Source organism: Zunongwangia mangrovi (genome assembly GCF_900112105.1).
Taxonomy (GTDB): domain Bacteria; phylum Bacteroidota; class Bacteroidia; order Flavobacteriales; family Flavobacteriaceae; genus Zunongwangia; species Zunongwangia mangrovi.
On the sequence record NZ_FOKV01000001.1, the window covers coordinates 1356875 to 1374091 of the forward strand.

At 37.4% G+C, this 17217-nt stretch carries 14 protein-coding genes and 1 tRNA gene; 11 read left to right on the plus strand and 4 right to left on the minus strand.

Features of this window, described 5'->3' with window-relative positions; genetic code table 11:
* The first annotated feature begins 107 nt into the window (after positions 1-107).
* The 6 genes from BM201_RS05920 (at position 108) to bglX (ending at position 10726) form a co-directional block, all read left to right on the plus strand.
* Positions 108-3086: a SusC/RagA family TonB-linked outer membrane protein gene (locus BM201_RS05920; protein ID WP_092540439.1), complete on the plus strand. Its 2979-nt coding sequence runs from the start codon at positions 108-110 to the stop codon at positions 3084-3086.
* Between the two features lie 14 nt (positions 3087-3100).
* Positions 3101-4579, plus strand: a complete 1479-nt coding sequence (locus BM201_RS05925; protein ID WP_217643046.1) for a RagB/SusD family nutrient uptake outer membrane protein — start codon at positions 3101-3103, stop codon at positions 4577-4579.
* A 63-nt stretch (positions 4580-4642) separates the two neighbouring features.
* Positions 4643-6028, plus strand: coding sequence for a glucoamylase family protein (locus tag BM201_RS05930; RefSeq protein WP_092540441.1), 1386 nt, complete (start codon positions 4643-4645; stop codon positions 6026-6028).
* A gap of 7 nt (positions 6029-6035) precedes the next feature.
* A complete protein-coding gene (locus BM201_RS05935) occupies positions 6036-6770 on the plus strand; it encodes a carboxylesterase family protein (RefSeq protein WP_245758582.1) in 735 nt (244 codons plus the stop codon).
* Positions 6770-8404, plus strand: a complete 1635-nt coding sequence (locus tag BM201_RS05940) for a sulfatase family protein (protein WP_092540687.1) — start codon at positions 6770-6772, stop codon at positions 8402-8404. The genes BM201_RS05935 and BM201_RS05940 overlap by 1 nt, the downstream gene beginning before the upstream one ends.
* A gap of 27 nt (positions 8405-8431) precedes the next feature.
* Positions 8432-10726 (plus strand): beta-glucosidase BglX, encoded by a 2295-nt coding sequence (gene bglX / locus BM201_RS05945; protein ID WP_092540445.1) that lies wholly within the window; start codon positions 8432-8434, stop codon positions 10724-10726.
* A gap of 114 nt (positions 10727-10840) precedes the next feature.
* On the opposite strand, the gene BM201_RS05950 is transcribed toward bglX, so the two are convergent.
* Entirely contained in the window at positions 10841-11737 is an 897-nt protein-coding gene (locus BM201_RS05950; RefSeq protein ID WP_092540689.1) for an alpha/beta hydrolase, read from the minus strand.
* A 117-nt stretch (positions 11738-11854) separates the two neighbouring features.
* On the opposite strand from BM201_RS05950, the gene BM201_RS05955 reads away from it, so the two are divergent.
* The 3 genes from BM201_RS05955 to BM201_RS05965 all read left to right on the plus strand — a co-directional run bounded on the left by BM201_RS05955 (position 11855) and on the right by BM201_RS05965 (position 12924).
* Entirely contained in the window at positions 11855-12304 is a 450-nt protein-coding gene (locus tag BM201_RS05955; RefSeq protein WP_092540447.1) for a GatB/YqeY domain-containing protein, read from the plus strand.
* A 29-nt stretch (positions 12305-12333) separates the two neighbouring features.
* Positions 12334-12407 (plus strand) — tRNA-Arg (locus BM201_RS05960).
* A 79-nt stretch (positions 12408-12486) separates the two neighbouring features.
* Positions 12487-12924, plus strand: a complete 438-nt coding sequence (locus tag BM201_RS05965; protein ID WP_175486989.1) for a putative quinol monooxygenase — start codon at positions 12487-12489, stop codon at positions 12922-12924.
* A gap of 12 nt (positions 12925-12936) precedes the next feature.
* On the opposite strand, the gene BM201_RS05970 is transcribed toward BM201_RS05965, so the two are convergent.
* Genes BM201_RS05970 through BM201_RS05980 form a run of 3 tightly spaced genes read right to left on the minus strand, consistent with a single transcriptional unit; the run spans position 12937 to position 15437 of the window.
* Positions 12937-13674, minus strand: coding sequence for a hypothetical protein (locus BM201_RS05970; RefSeq protein ID WP_092540450.1), 738 nt, complete (start codon positions 13672-13674; stop codon positions 12937-12939).
* Between the two features lie 53 nt (positions 13675-13727).
* Positions 13728-14633: a bifunctional metallophosphatase/5'-nucleotidase gene (locus BM201_RS05975; protein WP_092540452.1), complete on the minus strand. Its 906-nt coding sequence runs from the start codon at positions 14631-14633 to the stop codon at positions 13728-13730.
* Positions 14634-14684: 51 nt separating this feature from the next.
* A complete protein-coding gene (locus BM201_RS05980) occupies positions 14685-15437 on the minus strand; it encodes a 5'-nucleotidase C-terminal domain-containing protein (RefSeq protein WP_092540454.1) in 753 nt (250 codons plus the stop codon).
* Positions 15438-15605: 168 nt separating this feature from the next.
* Between BM201_RS05980 and BM201_RS05985 the strand changes: the two genes are divergently transcribed.
* Together BM201_RS05985 and dapA are read left to right on the plus strand one after the other, a co-directional pair.
* Entirely contained in the window at positions 15606-16154 is a 549-nt protein-coding gene (locus BM201_RS05985) for a DUF6913 domain-containing protein (RefSeq protein WP_092540456.1), read from the plus strand.
* Entirely contained in the window at positions 16155-17045 is an 891-nt protein-coding gene (gene dapA / locus BM201_RS05990) for a 4-hydroxy-tetrahydrodipicolinate synthase (RefSeq protein ID WP_092540458.1), read from the plus strand.
* Positions 17046-17217 lie beyond the last annotated feature (172 nt).

The following is a 17217-nucleotide window of genomic DNA, read 5'->3' on the forward strand; positions in this document are numbered from 1 at the left end:
TATATATAAATTAAAATTCAATGATGTATAGGATGTGTACTACATCGTTTGCGAAAAATAAGCACCTACCTGTATCTTTCGGCAAAATTAAGTAAACATCAAACCGTATGAGATTCAAATTAATTACTGTTTTCGTCATGCTTTTATCCTATATAGGTATGGCGCAGGAGACAAAAACCATTAGCGGTACTGTATCAGATAGTACAGATGTGCCGTTACCTGGTGCCCAACTAAAAGTACAGGGGAAGGAAATTTTTACCGTAACAGACTTTGACGGTAACTTTACTCTGGAAGATGTAGAAGAGGGCGATGTATTTAGAATAACTTTCTTAGGATTTCAACCAAAAGAAGTAACTGTAGGAACAGAGAATGAATATAATGTAGTACTACAAGAAGAAGCTGCGTCTTTAAATGAGGTTGTAGTAATTGGATATGGGGAGGCAGAGTCTCGAGATCTTGCCGGGACCATAAGTAATTTAAAGGCCGAAGAAATTAATGATTCACCAACTACTTCAGCATTACAAGCAGCACAGGGTAAACTACCTGGTGTTCAAGTAATCAATAATGGTTCGCCGGGTTCTGTTGGTAATGTAAGAATTAGAGGTGCAATTTCAGTTCTTGGTGGAGCAGATCCTTTATATGTTGTGGATGGTGTGATCACACAGGATATTAGTGGTATCGCAAACTCAGATATCGAAAGCTTCGATGTTTTAAAGGATGCTTCTTCAACTGCTATTTATGGTGCTCGTGGCGCAAACGGTGTAGTTTTAATTACCACTAAATCAGGTAAGGGGAAGATGAAAGTTTCTTTATCTTCAACTACCGGTATCAATACCTTAGTAAATGGTGTTGATATGGCCAATGCGCAGGAGTATGCACAATATACTAACGAAGCATTAACCAGAACAGGAAATGATCCTGCTTTTACAGTTTCAGAAATTTCTGGCCTGCAAACAACAGATTGGATGGATGAGATCACAAGAGAAGGTCTTTTCCAAAACTATAATCTATCTGTTTCTGGAAGTAAGGAAGATATCGATTACTACGTATCTGCAAATTATATGGATGAAGAAGGGATTCTTCAGGATAATGATTACGAGCGTTTAACTGTTCGATTAAATAATACTTACCATTTAAGCGAAAATATAAGATTTGGGCATAACGTAAGTTTAGTGAGACAAAGAGGTTTTAATCCATCTTTTTCAAACTTTACTAACGCCTACAAACAGGCACCACACATTCCTGTTCGCGGTGAGGATGGTAATTATAGAACTACTAACCTAAATAACGTAGGAAACCCTGTAGCAAATATCGACAATAACCAAAACGTAAACGAACAGGTTAGAATTTTAGGAAATGCATGGGGAGAAGTTGATATTTTCGACTGGTTATCTTTCCGCTCTAGTATTGGTGTAAATGTTCTTAGAGAAAAGAGCAGAAACTATGGTGCTAGATACATCGTAGGTAACGAAAGTGGAACTCAAATTCTTAACCAAAATCAGGTTTTAAACGTTCGTGATTATGATGAAGAACGTTTTAACTGGGATAACTTCTTAACATTCGATAAGAAATTTGGTAAGCATGATGTGAACCTTACTTTAGGTTTAACTTCAGAGCGTTTAGCGTCAGAAGCTTTTGAAGGTTCCCGTCGTGGTGTGCCACCATCTGATAATCTTTTATACTTAGGAATAGGAGAACAGGAAGGACAAACAATCGATCATGTAGGTGACCGTTCTACACGTTTGGCTTACTTCTCTAGATTGTTATATAACTTTGATAAGCGTTATGTATTTAATGCCACTATTCGTAGAGAAGGTTCATCTAAATTTGCAGAGTCTGAAAGAATTAGATATTATCCTTCTTTTGGTGTAGCATGGAACATCGATAACGAAGCTTTCTTTGCAAACCAAAATTTCTTAAGCAATCTTAAAGTAAGAGGTAGTTACGGTTTAGTAGGTAACGACCGTATCGATTCTGGATTATTTCTTCAATTGATCGACTTTAGCGCTTATCCATTTCCAAATGGTGTAGCGATAGGGGGATCTTCAATTCAGCAATATGATGAAAATCTTACCTGGGAAACTACAACAGAGCTGGATCTAGGTATCGAATTTGGAATGTTGGATAATCGCTTAACAGGTGAATTTACCTATTATGATAAAGAAACAGAGGATATTTTATTCCCACTTTCTTTACCACAAACATCTGGTGATGATAGTTTCGTAACCAACGCCGGTAGTATTGAAAATAAAGGTATCGAGTTCGCTTTAAATTGGAGTGATGCTTCAGAAAGTGGAGACTTTAGCTATAATGTTGGATTCAATATCACTAAAAACGAGAACGAATTAACCAATATTAACCCGGTTGTAGAAAATGCTATTCCTTTTATAGATAGTGGAGATCTAGGAAATGGTCAAATCGTTACAAGAACTGTAGAAGGTAATGAACTGGGAACTTTTTGGTTATATAAAGCAGACGGTGTTTTCACAAGCCAGTCAGAGATTGATAATAGTGCCCAGCCAGGAGCGCGTGTAGGAGATTTTAGATATGTAGATACTAACGGAGACGGTTCTATCACTCAGACTGATAGACAATATATGGGATCTTACCAACCAGATTTTTATTACGGAATCAACTTAGGTGTAACCTATAAGCAAGTAGATTTCTCTACTTCGTTATTCGGAAACGTTGGGAATAAAGTATTTAACGGTCTAAGAGCACAAAGATTTAGTGGAGAGAATATCGATGCCGACCTATTTGGAGAAAGATATACAGGTGGAGATAGCGGTAACGGAGGTCCTGCGGCGTTTAACGCTGTGCCACTTCCTTCAGATTATTATCTGGAAGATGGAGACTTCTTAAGAGTGAACAACATTACTGTTGGATACAATTTTAGTGATGATATTCTTGAATCGATTCAACTTTCACGTTTAAGAGTGTATGCAACAGCGCAAAACGCACTAACGTTTACAAAATACAGCGGATTTAATCCTGAATTACCAAGAGGTATTCTTGATAGCGGTTTAGAATTGGATGCTTATCCAACAACAGCAAAATTCCTTTTAGGATTAAATATTGACTTTTAAAAAATACTATGACAATGAAAAATTTAAGAATTCAATATAAAACCATGACGAAAGCTTTAGTTGCAGTTTCTGCACTATTAGCCATGTCATGTTCAGATGATTATTTAGATGTAGCGCCAGAAGGGCAAGCTACAACCGGCAGTGGATATTTTCAGGGAGAGAATGTAGATCAGGCTATCGTTGCTTCTTATGCACATTTGCAGGATTACAGTCAGCATTCTTTCTCTTATTCTGGTATTTTCAGTATTGCATCAGACGACGCGGATAAAGGGAGTGCACCAGGAGATACCGGTACAGATAAAGATAAATTAGATAATTTTACTCACGAGGCTACAGATGTTTCTGTTGCTGGTCTTTGGGGAGCAAATTATCGCGGCGTAGCTACTGCAAACACAGGAATCGATATTGTAAATGAGCCGGCAAACAATTTGTCTGAATCTACTATTGCAGAATATCAGGCAGAATTCAAATTCTTTAGAGCTTACCATTATTTTACACTAGTTCGTGTATTTGGAGGTGTGCCAATTATTACTGAAGAAACAGATCCTAATGATCAGGAAGCTTTATTGGTAAGAGATAGCCGTGAAGATGTTTACAGTTTTATTGTAGAAGATCTTACTGAAGCTTCAGAAAATCTACCTGAGACTGCTGCGCAGGTGGGTAGAGTAACACAAGGGACTGCAAAAAGTTTGCTTGCGAAAGTACAAATGTACCAGGGCAACTGGCAGGAAGTTCTAGAGTTAACAAACGAGGTGATCGCTTCAGGACAGTATGCACTGCATCCTAACTACGAAGAACTTTGGAGAATTCAGAATGAAAATACTGTAGAGTCTATTTTCGAAGTTCAGGGAAGTGCTTCAGAAAATTTAGGAATCGATAATATGGCTGTTCACCACGGAGTAAGAGGTCAGTGGGGATGGGGATTCGATGTTCCTTCACAAAGTTTAGTAGATGCTTACGAAGCTGCAGACGATCAAATTCGTATGGATGCAACCATTATTTTCCGCGGAGAAGAAATGTACGACAACTATTTGTATGAAGATGATCCTAATCTAACTGCAGTAGTTAGTGAAGATGCTCCAAACCCTTACTATAGTGAGAAAATGTATTTTGGGCCAGAGAATGCAAGTGCTTTGGACAAAAACCTTATCATTCTGCGTTATGCTGAAGTTCTTTTAATGAATGCTGAAGCAAATAACGAATTAGGAAATTCTGCTGCTGCTCTAGAAAGTTTAAATATGGTAAGATCCAGAGTAGAATTGCCAGCCATTAACACTACTTCTCAATCTGAATTAAGAGATATTATCTGGACAGAAAGAAGATTAGAATTTGGTATGGAGTTCGATCGTTATTTCGACGTCATTCGCCAGGGTAGAGGACAGGAAGTTTTTGGGCCGCTTGGATTCCAGGCCAACAAAAATGAAGTTTTCCCAATACCTCAGGATCAGATAAGCCTTTCAGGAGGATTATTAGAACAAAATCCTGGATACTAATAAATCTATTAAAAGGTGTTTCGGGAGTTTCTCGAAACACCTTTCTTATTTTAAGCTTAACCGATGAATCTAAAAAAACACCTTATATATCTTCTGTTTTTAGGTTTTGCATTCACCGCATGCAACGACACTTCAAAAAACAATTCAGAAGAGACTTCACAAAAAACTGCTCAGGATTCAACTAAACTGAGTGAAGAAGCCTTGTTGGACACCGTCCAGAAGCAAACATTAAAATATTTCTGGGATTTTGCTGAACCTAATAGCGGGATGGCCAGAGAACGATATCATCCTAACGGAGATTATCCAAATAACGATCCGGATATTGTAACCACGGGAGGATCTGGATTTGGATTAATGGCAATAGTTGCGGGGATCGAAAGAGGATTTATTCCGCGAGAAGAAGCCGTGCAACGCTTAGATAAAATTGCCACTTTTTTAGAAAAAACACCAAAATATCACGGTGCTTTCCCACATTGGATAAACGGAAGAACCGCCGGAACACAAGAATTTGGTTCAGATAGTAAAGATAACGGAGGCGATATTGTAGAAACCTCGTTTTTAGCGCAGGGATTTATTGTGGTGCGCCAGTATTTGCAGGATGGAAATGAAGAGGAAAAAGCTGTAGCAGCCAAATTCGATAATTTATGGCAAAATATTGAGTGGGATTGGTACACCAATAATAAAAACGGAATCTTTTGGCACTGGTCGCCAGATTATGAATTTCAGAAGAACTTTATGATTGAAGGTTATAACGAATGTCTTATTACTTATGTGATGGCTGCCAGTTCTCCAGATCACGCGATCAAACCTGCCGTTTACCACGATGGTTGGGCAAGAAGCGGAAATATCACAACCGATAAGAAAGCATACGGAATTCCGCTAATATTAAAATTCAATACTGTTGGCGATAAAGCAGGGCCATTGTTTTGGGCACATTATTCATATTTAGGCTTAAATCCAAAAGGACTTAGTGATCGTTACGCCAATTATTGGGACCTAAATGTAAACCATAGCAAGATCAATTATGAGTATGCGCAGGAAAACCCTAATAATTATAAAACTTACAGTGAAAATAGCTGGGGATTAACTGCAAGTTATACTAAAAATGAAGATGGTAGCGTAGGTTACGCAGCACATTCACCAGATGATGATCACGGAGTGGTTTCTCCAACTGCTGCCGTAAGTTCTATTCCTTATACTCCGGAAGAAAGCTTAAGAGCGATAAGATATTTTTACGAAGATCAAAACGATCTACTTTGGGGACCTGCCGGTTTTTACGATGCCTTCAGCTTAGATGGTGGCGATTGGGTTGCTGAAAGATATTTAGCGATCGACCAGGGACCAATGATGGTGATGATCGAGAATTATCGTAGCGGACTTATTTGGGATCTATTTATGAGTTCTCCTGAAGTTCAACAGGGATTAGAAAAACTAGAGTTTACCCATTAAAAAATTGATGATGAAATTATCGAATATCGCATTACTAGGATTATTTATTTTCTTCGGAATTACTGCGGAAGCTCAAACTGCGGGTATTTCAGAAAATCAGTTTAAAGAAAAAGTAGAGATTCCTGTAGATATGGGTTACCTGCTGTACAAACCTGAAGCTTATAAAAAATCTAAAGAAGATTATCCATTGATTGTTTTTCTACATGGTGCCGGCGAACGAGGTACAGATCTTCAGAAGGTAAAAGTTAATGGGCCTTTTCAGTATTTAAAAGAGGGAAATGAGATTGATGCGGTAATGCTAGCACCGCAATGTCCTGCTGAAACCTACTGGCAGCCAGATGAAGTAGCTGCTTTGGTAAAAAAAATTATCAAAGAAGAACGAATCGATCCAAGTAGGGTTTACTTAACAGGTTTAAGTATGGGCGGTTATGGCGTTTGGGCTACGGGAGGTAAATATCCAGAATTGTTTGCTGCGATGGCTCCGGTTTGTGGGGCGATCTACAGGCCAATTTATCGCAACGCGCAACATCTTCAAAACATGCCTATCTGGGTTTTTCACGGTGCGATGGACGATGTGGTTTTGCCAGAGAATAGTAATAAAATGGTGATGGCGTTAAAGCAATCGGGAAATCAGGATGTAAAATACACGATCTATCCTTTTGCGAACCACAATAGCTGGACAGAAACCTATAATAATCCAGAATTATACGATTGGCTGCTAAATCAGAAAAAAGAAAAATAATGAAACTTAGATTCCTGTATTTCGTTGTTTTGATCAGCTTTTTTTCCTGTAAAGAAGAAAAGGGAAATGCTGCTGAAGAAAAATCTACTTCTAAAAAGCCTAATATCGTCTTTATAATGGCCGATGATCATGCGGTAAAAGCGATTAGTGCCTACGGAAGTGAAATAGGGAAACTGGCGCCAACGCCTAATATCGATCGATTAGCTACAAACGGAGCGATATTTCGCCAGAATTACAACACAAATTCACTTTGTGGGCCAAGTAGAGCGGTGATCTTAACTGGGAAGCATAGTCATGAAAATGGCTTTAGAATGAATGGTGAGCAGTTTGATAATTCGCAGCAAACCATGCCAAAGATTTTCAGAAATAATGGGTATCAAACTGCGGTGATCGGGAAATGGCATTTAGCCGGAAAACCAACCGGATTTGATTACTGGAAAATTTTAGAAGACCAGGGGAAATATTATAATCCCGATTTTATTACGGAAGAGGATACTGCCAGAGTTGAAGGTTATGCAACAGATCTTATTACAGATTACTCGTTAGATTGGTTAAAACAACGAGATACGTCGAAGCCGTTTTTCTTAATGGTGCAACACAAAGCACCGCATCGTAACTGGATGCCTGCTTTGCGCCACGTCAATAAATATGATTCGTTTCAATTTCCTTTGCCAGATTCGTATTTCCCAGATTTTGAAAACCAGGAAGCTGCTGAAGAACAGTTGATGACCATTTACGAGGATATGTACGAAGGTCATGATCTTAAAATGAGTAAAGCAAAAGGAACAGATGAATTGGCAAGCAATCCCTGGACAGACGATTTTGATCGCATGACGGCTGAGCAACGTAATCAATGGAATGAAGCATACCGCCCCGAAAATGATGCTTTTTGGGAAAAGGATTTGCATGACGAAGATCTGGCCAGGTACAAAGGGCAGCGTTATTTAAAGGATTATATGGCAACCATAGCTTCAGTAGACGAAGGAGTGGGTAGAATTTTAGATTATTTGGAATCTCAGGGATTAGATGAAAATACGCTGGTGGTCTATACTTCAGATCAGGGTTTTTATCTGGGTGAAAACGGATGGTTCGATAAACGATTTATGTACGAGCCTTCATTTAGAATGCCATTGCTAATGCAACTTCCGGGGGAAATTCCGCAGCAATCTGAAGTAAATGCTATGACTCAGAATCTCGATTTTGCCCCAACATTTTTAGATATGGCCGGTATCGAAATCCCAGAGGATATGCAGGGAATCTCATTTAAAGATGTGGTTTTTGGCCAAAAAGAAGAGTTGGATCGTGATGCGATCTATTATCATTATTACGATTGGCCGGCTTTTCACATGGTAAAACGTCACTACGGAATTAAAACCGAACGCTATAAGATCATGCATTTTTATGATGATAACGATGCCTGGGAGTTTTATGATCTTCAGGAGGATCCAAAAGAAAAAAATAACCTGATCGATAATCCAGAGTATCAGGGAGAAATAGAAATGATGAAGCAAAAACTGGATTCTGTTCAGCAATATTATAGTGTAACTGAAAAGGAATTTGAAAAAGCTTCAGAAAAAAATATAGAAAATGCCTACAGAAATTTCGAGAGAATGCGTGGCAAACCTATAGAATAATTTTAGTACAACCCTAAATAGAATTACATGATAAAGAAAAGTTTAATCACATTTTCGCTAATTACAGGATGCTTTTTTGCCCCAACAAAAAGCCTACAAGCGCAAACTGATGAATCTAAAATGGATGCAAAGGTCGATGAGATCTTAGCTGAAATGACCATCGAAGAAAAGATAGGTCAGCTTAACCTACTTAATCCCGGTGGCGGTGTTGCTACCGGTGCAGTGGTAAGTGATAATGTGCAACAAAAAATTAAAGACGGGGAAGTAGGCGGACTTTTTGGTGTTGCTGGTCCCGATAAAATTAAAATTGCACAAGATTATGCCGTGAATGATACCCGATTGGGAATTCCGTTGCTAATTGGATCAGATGTGATTCATGGTTATAAAACCACCTTTCCAATTCCGTTAGGAACCGCAGCAAGCTGGGATTTGGAGATGATCAAAAGAACTGCTGAAATTGCTGCTCAGGAAGCTACGGCAGACGGGATCAACTGGAATTTCTCACCGATGGTAGATATCGCTCGCGATCCAAGATGGGGGAGAATTGCTGAAGGTGCCGGTGAAGATCCTTATTTAGGTTCTCAAATCGCAAAGGCTATGGTAGAAGGTTACCAGGGAGACGATCTTACCAAAGAAAACACTATGATCGCTACGGTAAAACATTTTGCCTTATACGGAGCTTCAGAAGCAGGTCGTGATTATAATACGACAGATATGAGTAGAGTGAAAATGTTCAATGAATATTTGCCTCCTTATAAAGCGGCGATCGATGCGGGTGCAGGAAGTGTGATGAGTTCTTTTAACGATGTTGATGGTGTACCGGCAACCGGGAATAAGTGGTTGTTAACCGATCTACTTCGTGATCAGTGGGGATTTGATGGTTTTGTAACTTCAGATTATACTTCTTTAAATGAAATGATCGCTCACGGAATGGGAGATCTTCAGGCAGTTTCAGCATTAGCCTTAAAAGCCGGGTTGGATATGGATATGGTTGGAGAAGGTTTTTTACAAACGCTGAAAAAATCTTTAGATGAAGGTAAGGTAACCGAAGAAGAAATTACCACCGCTGCACGCCGAATCTTAGAAGCGAAATATAAGCTTGGTCTTTTTGAAGATCCTTATAAATATTTAGATGAAAGCCGACCAGAAAAGGATATTCTTTCTGAAGAAAACAGAGCTTTTTCACGAAAAGTGGCTGCGCATTCTTTTGTATTACTTAAGAAAGATGCCGGAGTTTTTCCACTTAAAAAAGATGCGAAAATTGCCCTTGTTGGACCTTTAGCGAATAACAAAAATAATATGTTAGGAACCTGGGCACCAACTGGTGATCCACAACTTTCTGTTCCGGTTTTAGAAGGGATAAAAAATGTAGCGCCAAAGGCTAAAGTAAGCTACGCGCAGGGAGCAAATATTACGAATGATGCCCAATTAGCTGAAAATATTAATGTTTTTGGTCCTCGTGCTGAAATTAGTGAGACTTCTCCTGAAAAAATGTTGGAAGAAGCGATAAAAGTGGCTAAAAAATCTGATGTTATTGTAGCTGTAGTTGGTGAAGCCACTGAAATGAGTGGCGAAGCTGCCAGTAGAACTAATTTACTGATTCCTGAAAGTCAGAAAAAAATGATCCGCGAATTGGCCAAAATCGGTAAGCCGATGGCGCTGGTTTTAATGAGTGGTCGTCCTTTAAATATTTCAGAAGAATCTGAAATGGATCTTGATATTCTTCAGGTTTGGCATCCAGGTGTAGAAGCAGGAAATGCAATAGCCGATGTTATTTTTGGAGATTATAATCCTTCAGGAAAAATTACGGCATCATGGCCAAGAAATGTTGGTCAGGTTCCAGTTTATTATTCAATGAAAAGAACAGGGAGACCAGGTTCACAGCCAGGATTCGAGAAATTTAAGTCAGAATTTTTAGACACTCCAAATTCACCATTATATCCTTTTGGATACGGTTTAAGTTATACCGATTTTGATTATAGCGATGTAAAAGCCAGTGCAGAAGAATTAACAATGGATGGAACGATTACTTTGAGCGCAACAATTACCAATACCGGTGATTACGATGGTGAAGAAGTAGTTCAGATTTATATTCATGATAAAGTGAGAAGCATCACGCCGCCAATGAAACAGCTAATAGGTTTTGAAAAAATTATGTTGAAAAAAGGCGAATCTAAAACCGTAACTTTTGAAGTAAGCGCAGAAGATCTGAAATTTTACAACAGCAGTTTAGAACATGTAGCTGAGCCAGGAGAGTTTGATTTCTTTATTGCAGGAAGCTCTGATGCTGAATTTGAAAATACATTTATACTAAAAGAATAAGCTTAGGTGTAATTAAAACATAATCGATCCTAACCAATTTGATTATAATTTCCGAAAGAAAAAACCGATGATCTAATCATCGGTTTTTTTGTTTTTTAATGAGGTATTTCGCTTTTAAAATGTATGCTCAATTTGTTGATTTTCGCCTTTTAAAAAGACATCGTCAAAATATTGAAAAACCATCTGTAAATGATCAAAAGGAATTCCTGAAATTTCATGTCCTGCTTCAGGGAAAGTATTTAGCATGTAAGAAGTGTCGAGTTTCTTCAGTTTATCGGCTAAACTTCGGGAACCATCTAAAATTAGATAGCCGGGTTCGTCTTTGTTACAAAAATGATGAGGTGCGGTAGCATAAGGCACTAGATTATCTGCCGTTCCGTGGAAAAATACCGTAGGGATAGCGTTTTCTTTATTAATATAGCGTTTGTCGACAATCGCCCCGGCCAAAGATAAAATGCCCTTAAATTTAAGATTCTCGTATTTTGAAGCATCTTTAAAGAGCAGATCACGATTAAAAGCTGCGCTTAAAACAGCTTCAGCACCCGCGCTACTTCCGCCAATAATCATCTTTTCAGGATCTATTTTGAATTGATCTTTTTTGCTGATCATAAAGTTCACGGCGTCTAGAAAATCTTCAGCTGCCAATTTAAAAGTTTCGATCTTACCTTCGGCTTCAAAATCACAACCAAAGGATTGGTCTTTTCTGGTTAAACGATAGGATATTTGAACGGCAACGTAGCCATAACTTGCCGCAATTTTAGCCAATTTTACCTCGTCTTCATTTCGCGGACTGCCAAAACCAAAACCACCGCCGTGCATGAAAATAAAAACGGGTCGGTTTTTAAATGAATTTTCAGGTTCGTAAACGTCTAAGTAAAGTTCCTGGCCGTCTTTTTCAGCATAAGTAAGTGTTTTTCGAGCTTTAATTTTATAAATGCTGTCGGTAAAATGTTGTTGTGCAGAAACTTGCAGGCTAAGGAAAAGTATAGCGCCAAACAAGATTCTTTTCATATTTAAATGCATAATAAACTGGTAGTTTGTTAGAGTTTCAAAATAGCCATTTTTGAAAGAATTTTAAGTGGTTTTTTCGATTTTAAAATTTTATCTTCGCACTTCAAATTTATTACGATGAGCTTAGAAAAAGACGTAATGACTCAGATGAAAGCTGCTATGAAAGCAAAAGATTCAGCAGCTTTAGAAGCTTTAAGAGCAGTGAAAGGAGCTATTCTTTTAGCAAAAACAGAAAACAGTCAGCAAGAACTAACTGAAGATCAGGAATTAAAAATCGTTCAGAAGTTGGTAAAGCAGCGTAAAGACAGCGCGCAGGTGTATAGAGAACAAAATAGAGAGGATTTAGCTGAGCCGGAAGAGCAGCAAGCTGAAGTAATCTCGCAGTTTTTACCAGAGCAATTAAGCGAAGCTGAAATCGAAGCAAAAGTTGAAGAAATTATTGCTAAAACCGGCGCTGACGGAATGAAAGATATGGGTAAAGTAATGGGAGTTGCCTCTCAGGAACTTGCTGGTAAGGCAGATGGGAAGACCATTTCTGTAATTGTAAAGCAAAAGCTTAGCAACTAAAATATTTTTTCCGACGAAGTCGGAAAAACGGCCCCGTGGCGCAACTGAATAGCGCATCAGATTTCGGCTCTGAGGGTTGGGGGTTTGAATCCCTCCGGGGTCACTTTATTTACAACTCGAAACCGCATAATTCTCCAGAATTATGCGGTTTTTTTATGTTTGTATTTCGATATAAAAATATCATGAGAAGTAAAACGACCATCATATCACGAGTATTCTTTTTTCTATTGTTCTTCGTTCTTTTTAGCTGCGGAAAGAAGGATAAAAATACGACGATCGATTCAGATAAGCTTATCATAAGAATTGCCGAGATTGAAATTGATTTGGATTTTCAGCAAGATTATCTTGATTTACTACAGGAAGAAGCTGAAGCTTCAGTGCGTTTGGAGGATGGAGTAATTGCAATTTACCCTATGTTTCAACAGGAACGTCCAGAGATTATTCAGATTTTAGAAGTTTATAAAAATGAAACAGCTTATAAGTCTCATTTAGAAACTCCGCATTTTAAAAAATACAAAACCAATTCTGCTGAGATGGTAAAATCGCTAAAGCTGATTGATATGAATGCAATCGATCAAAAATCGATGTCTAAGATATTCTCGAAATTAGATGGATTTTAAATTGGAATTAAGTTATCTGGAGTGATATGAGCTACGAAAATTCAGATCGCCAATCTTCAAGATTCTTCCCATAGCGTCGTATTCAATATCTAAATCGCCAATTTCTTCTACGCGATTATTAAGGCTATATTCGATATTTTTACAGCCTATTTTATCGATTCTGCCCTTTAAATCGTATGCAATTTTGGTGTTGCCAATCTTATTGATTTGATTTTTAAAATTGTAGTAGATCCTCTTATTTCCGATTTTATCTATAAAATTTCTGAAGTTGTAGTCAATTTTTAAGTTTCCTACTTTCTCAATTTTTCCATGAAAACCATAAGAAATCGCATATTTTCCAATTTTATCGATCTTATCTTTTAAATTGTATTCAATCGGAATATTTCCAATTTTGCTTATGCGATTTTGAAAATTATAATCGATCGAATAACCGTTAAAATAATTGATCTCGTTATTAAAGTTTAATTGAAAATTATTCCAAAGGCTTTCGGGTAAATTTTGCTGAAGCTGAAGATAACTTCGTTTTTCTTCAAGAATAATTACAGGATCTTGTTCCAAATTTACACCAATAGGTATATCTTCAATAAGATCCAGGTAAGCGATTTTTCCTTCAGTATTAATAATGATGCGGTCAACCTGAATAAAAATGCTTCCGTCTAAACCTATAACGGGCTCGATATTTTGGGAGAAGATCTGTCGTGGTGTGAGGAGAAGGAACAGAAAAAATAGAAAGTAATGATGATGTTTCATGTTCGCTTTTTGATTGATTAAAAAACGAGCACAAAATGCATGCCTTATTTTTTCTATATTTCTACACTTTTACCATTACCGGCAACAGATTTGCTTCCGTTTAAGTAGAAATCAACTCGCCCAAGGTAAAGTCCGTAGCAGCCAACCTGGTTAATCATCACATTTTTATCGGCTTTGTTTTTTACTATTGTTGGCTCATCTAAAAAAGTATGCGTGTGGCCACCAATAATAAGGTCGATATTCTCGGTTTTTGAGGCTAATTTATGATCATCTACTTTTTCGCTGTCGTATTTATATCCTAAATGAGAAAGGCAAATTATCAGATCACAGTTTTCTTCTTTTTTTAAGGTGTTGCTCATATCTGTCGCCATTTCGATAGGATCAAGATATTTTGTTTCCTTATAAAGTTTATCGTTTACCAAACCTTTGAGTTCAATCCCAACGCCAAAAACGCCAATTCTTACTCCGTTTTTCGTGAAGATCTTGTAAGGCTTGGTGTGGCCGTCCATAATGGTATTGCTGAAATCGTAATTCGAAATTAAAAAATCGAAGTCGGCATGTGGAAGCTGTGCAAACAAACCATCAATTCCGTTATCAAAATCGTGATTTCCTAAAGTTGAAGCATCATACTTTAGTTTGCTCATTAATTTGAATTCTAATTCGCCGCCGTAAAAATTAAAATAAGGAGTACCCTGAAAAATATCCCCAGCATCTAACAAAAGCGTGTTAGGATTTTCTTTTCTAATCTTTTCGATAAGTACGGCTCTTTTTGCAACACCGCCCATATTTGGGTTACGGTGATGATCTGGACCAAAAGCTTCAATATGGCTATGCACATCGTTGGTGTGCAAAATGGTAATATGTCTAGGAGCTTCAGAAAAACTAAGCGAAGATAGTCCGCCTAATCCTACAAATGCTGAAGCTGCTGATGTTTGCTGAATAAAATTTCTTCTTTTCATGGGGAATCAATTCAGGTTAAGAATTTGCTTGTAATCCTCAATAAGGCTAAGCTATTCTTTAATAAATCTGTCGTCTTGTTTTGCTTTTATCGTATCGATCTTATGGAAGTAATCGATAATCGCATTTCTAAGTTTATAATTGATATTGTATAAATTAACCGGATCGCTAAAAAAATACATGCTATCGCCTCCCTGCTGCAAATAATCTGATGTAGCCACAAAATAATTCTGGTCGGGATCTATCGATTTTCCATTTACGCTGGCGCTGATTACTTTAAAATCTTTATTCATTTTTATGTTGATACCACTAACCGGGTGTGCCGACTTTCCTTTTTCAAGATAAGAAAGAAGTTTCATTACTTTTTCTCCGCTTAATTCAGTCACCACGATGTGATTTTCAAAAGGCATCATGTTGTAAGCATCGCGAGTAGTAATTGGGCCTTTGTTTAATTCAGCTCTAATTCCGCCGTAATTAAGCAATACAAAATCTATAGAATTTCCGGTGCGACTTTTAAAAACAGGATTAGCCTGTTCCATCACAATATCGGCCATTAAATTACCAATTCCGGTATTCATTCCTTTTTCGCCTTTGCTTAAAACGCCGGGATTGTAGGCTAAAGTGCTATCCAGTGTTTTATTTAGGTGTTCTTTAAAAGGAGCGATAAATTCTTCAATTTCGGGATCTGCTGTGATCGTATTATCGATAGGAATTTCCTTGCCTTCAAGCTTTGTTTGGGAATTTTTGCAGGAAATAAGACTTAAAAAGCAAAAGATGAGGGGAATCTGTTTTATAACTTTTTTCATAGTAACTTAATTGCAGGGCAAAGGTACATAGATTACAAAAGTAGGCGCTATTTCTTCGGAAGAAATTAAAGTAAAGCCAAGATTATGTAATTATTGTAACAAAAAAAACAAACCTGTTAAATATGAAAACTCAGCTTAAGATTGCAGGCTTCTGGCTAGGAAAATTTTATGAGAAATTATTTACATTTGCAGGCCAATATCACTGCAGTGTTTAAGAATTTTAAATATTTTTTAGCTGAAAAGAAGCTTTCGAAACAAAATTCGGAAGTTATTGCTGAAAAAAATAAGAAATTTATCACGAAAGTGGGCTTGGTAACTACCGCGGAAGATTTTGAAGAGGTAAAGCCACTTTTAAAACTTCAGCAGCAGTTAAAAATTGCGAAAAGCGATTTTAAAGTTCTTGTTTGTACTGCAAAACCAGCTTCTGTAGAAGATGAAAGAGCGATTTTCTTTGCCCCTTCAGAAATAAAAGCGGGCGGAAATATCCAATATGAAGATGTAAAGGATTTTCTTAAGTCGAAATTCGATGTTTTTATCTCTTTTTCTAAAAGCGATAACAAACTAAAAAATCTGGTCTTTAGATGTGTAAAATCAGCTTTAAAGATCGATCACATAAAAGAAAGTCATTTGGCAGACCTTACGATCGAAACAGAAGATGTCGCATTGTACCAACAGGAAATCCTAAAATACTTAAAAATACTAAAACAAATACGATAAATGAGCGCGTTTGTAGGCACGGGAGTAGCTTTGGTAACTCCGTTTAAAAATGATCTAAGCATAGATTTTGAAGCTTTAGAGCGATTGGTAGAAGACCAGATCGCTAATGGTATCGATTATCTTGTGGTTTTAGGAACTACAGGAGAATATTCTACGCTTAATAAACAGGAGAAGGAGCAGGTGATCGATTGTATCGTAAAGACAAACAGTAATCGTCTTCCTTTGGTTTTAGGAATTGGAGGTAATAATACTATGGCTGTTGTAGAGCAGTTAAAAACTACAGATCTTTCAGCTTTTCAGGCAGTATTATCGGTTTCTCCTTATTATAACAAACCTTCTCAGGAAGGGATCTTTCAGCATTTTAAACTGGTAGCAGAAGCTTCACCGCTTCCTATTATTTTATATAATGTGCCGGGTAGAACAAGTTCTAATATTTTGCCAGAAACAATTGCCAGAATTGCGAAAGAATGTGATAATGTAATTGGAGTAAAAGAAGCCGCAGGAGATATCGTGCAGGCCATGAAATTAATTAGCCTGGTGCCTAAAGATTTTAAGGTGATCTCTGGTGACGATATGATCACTTTACCAATGACGCTGGCTGGTGGGGCAGGAGTGATTTCTGTAATTGGACAGGGATTTCCGGCAGAATTTTCGCAAATGGTGAAGCTGGGATTAGAAGGTAATGCCAAAGAAGCTTATCAATTACATTATAGAATAGCACCTTCTATAGACCTTATTTTTGCTGAAGGAAATCCGGTGGGAATTAAATCTTTATTAGAGAAAAAAGGAATCTGTTCTAAGAATGTGAGACTTCCATTAGTTAATGCTTCGGAAGGATTACAAGCTAAAATTGGAGATTTTGTACATAATTTTCAAGCTGAAGTAGTTTAAAGGCAACTTCAGATTTTAAAATTTTGATTAGTAAAAGCTGCTTTTGGGCAGCTTTTTTTAGTTTTAGCGAGAATAAATTTTTTCCGCAGAAAAAATAAACATCGCTTAGGTATAATAAATAAAGGCTTTTGCTGTTATTCTTGTACGAGCGGAAAGTTTTTTTTATAATTCC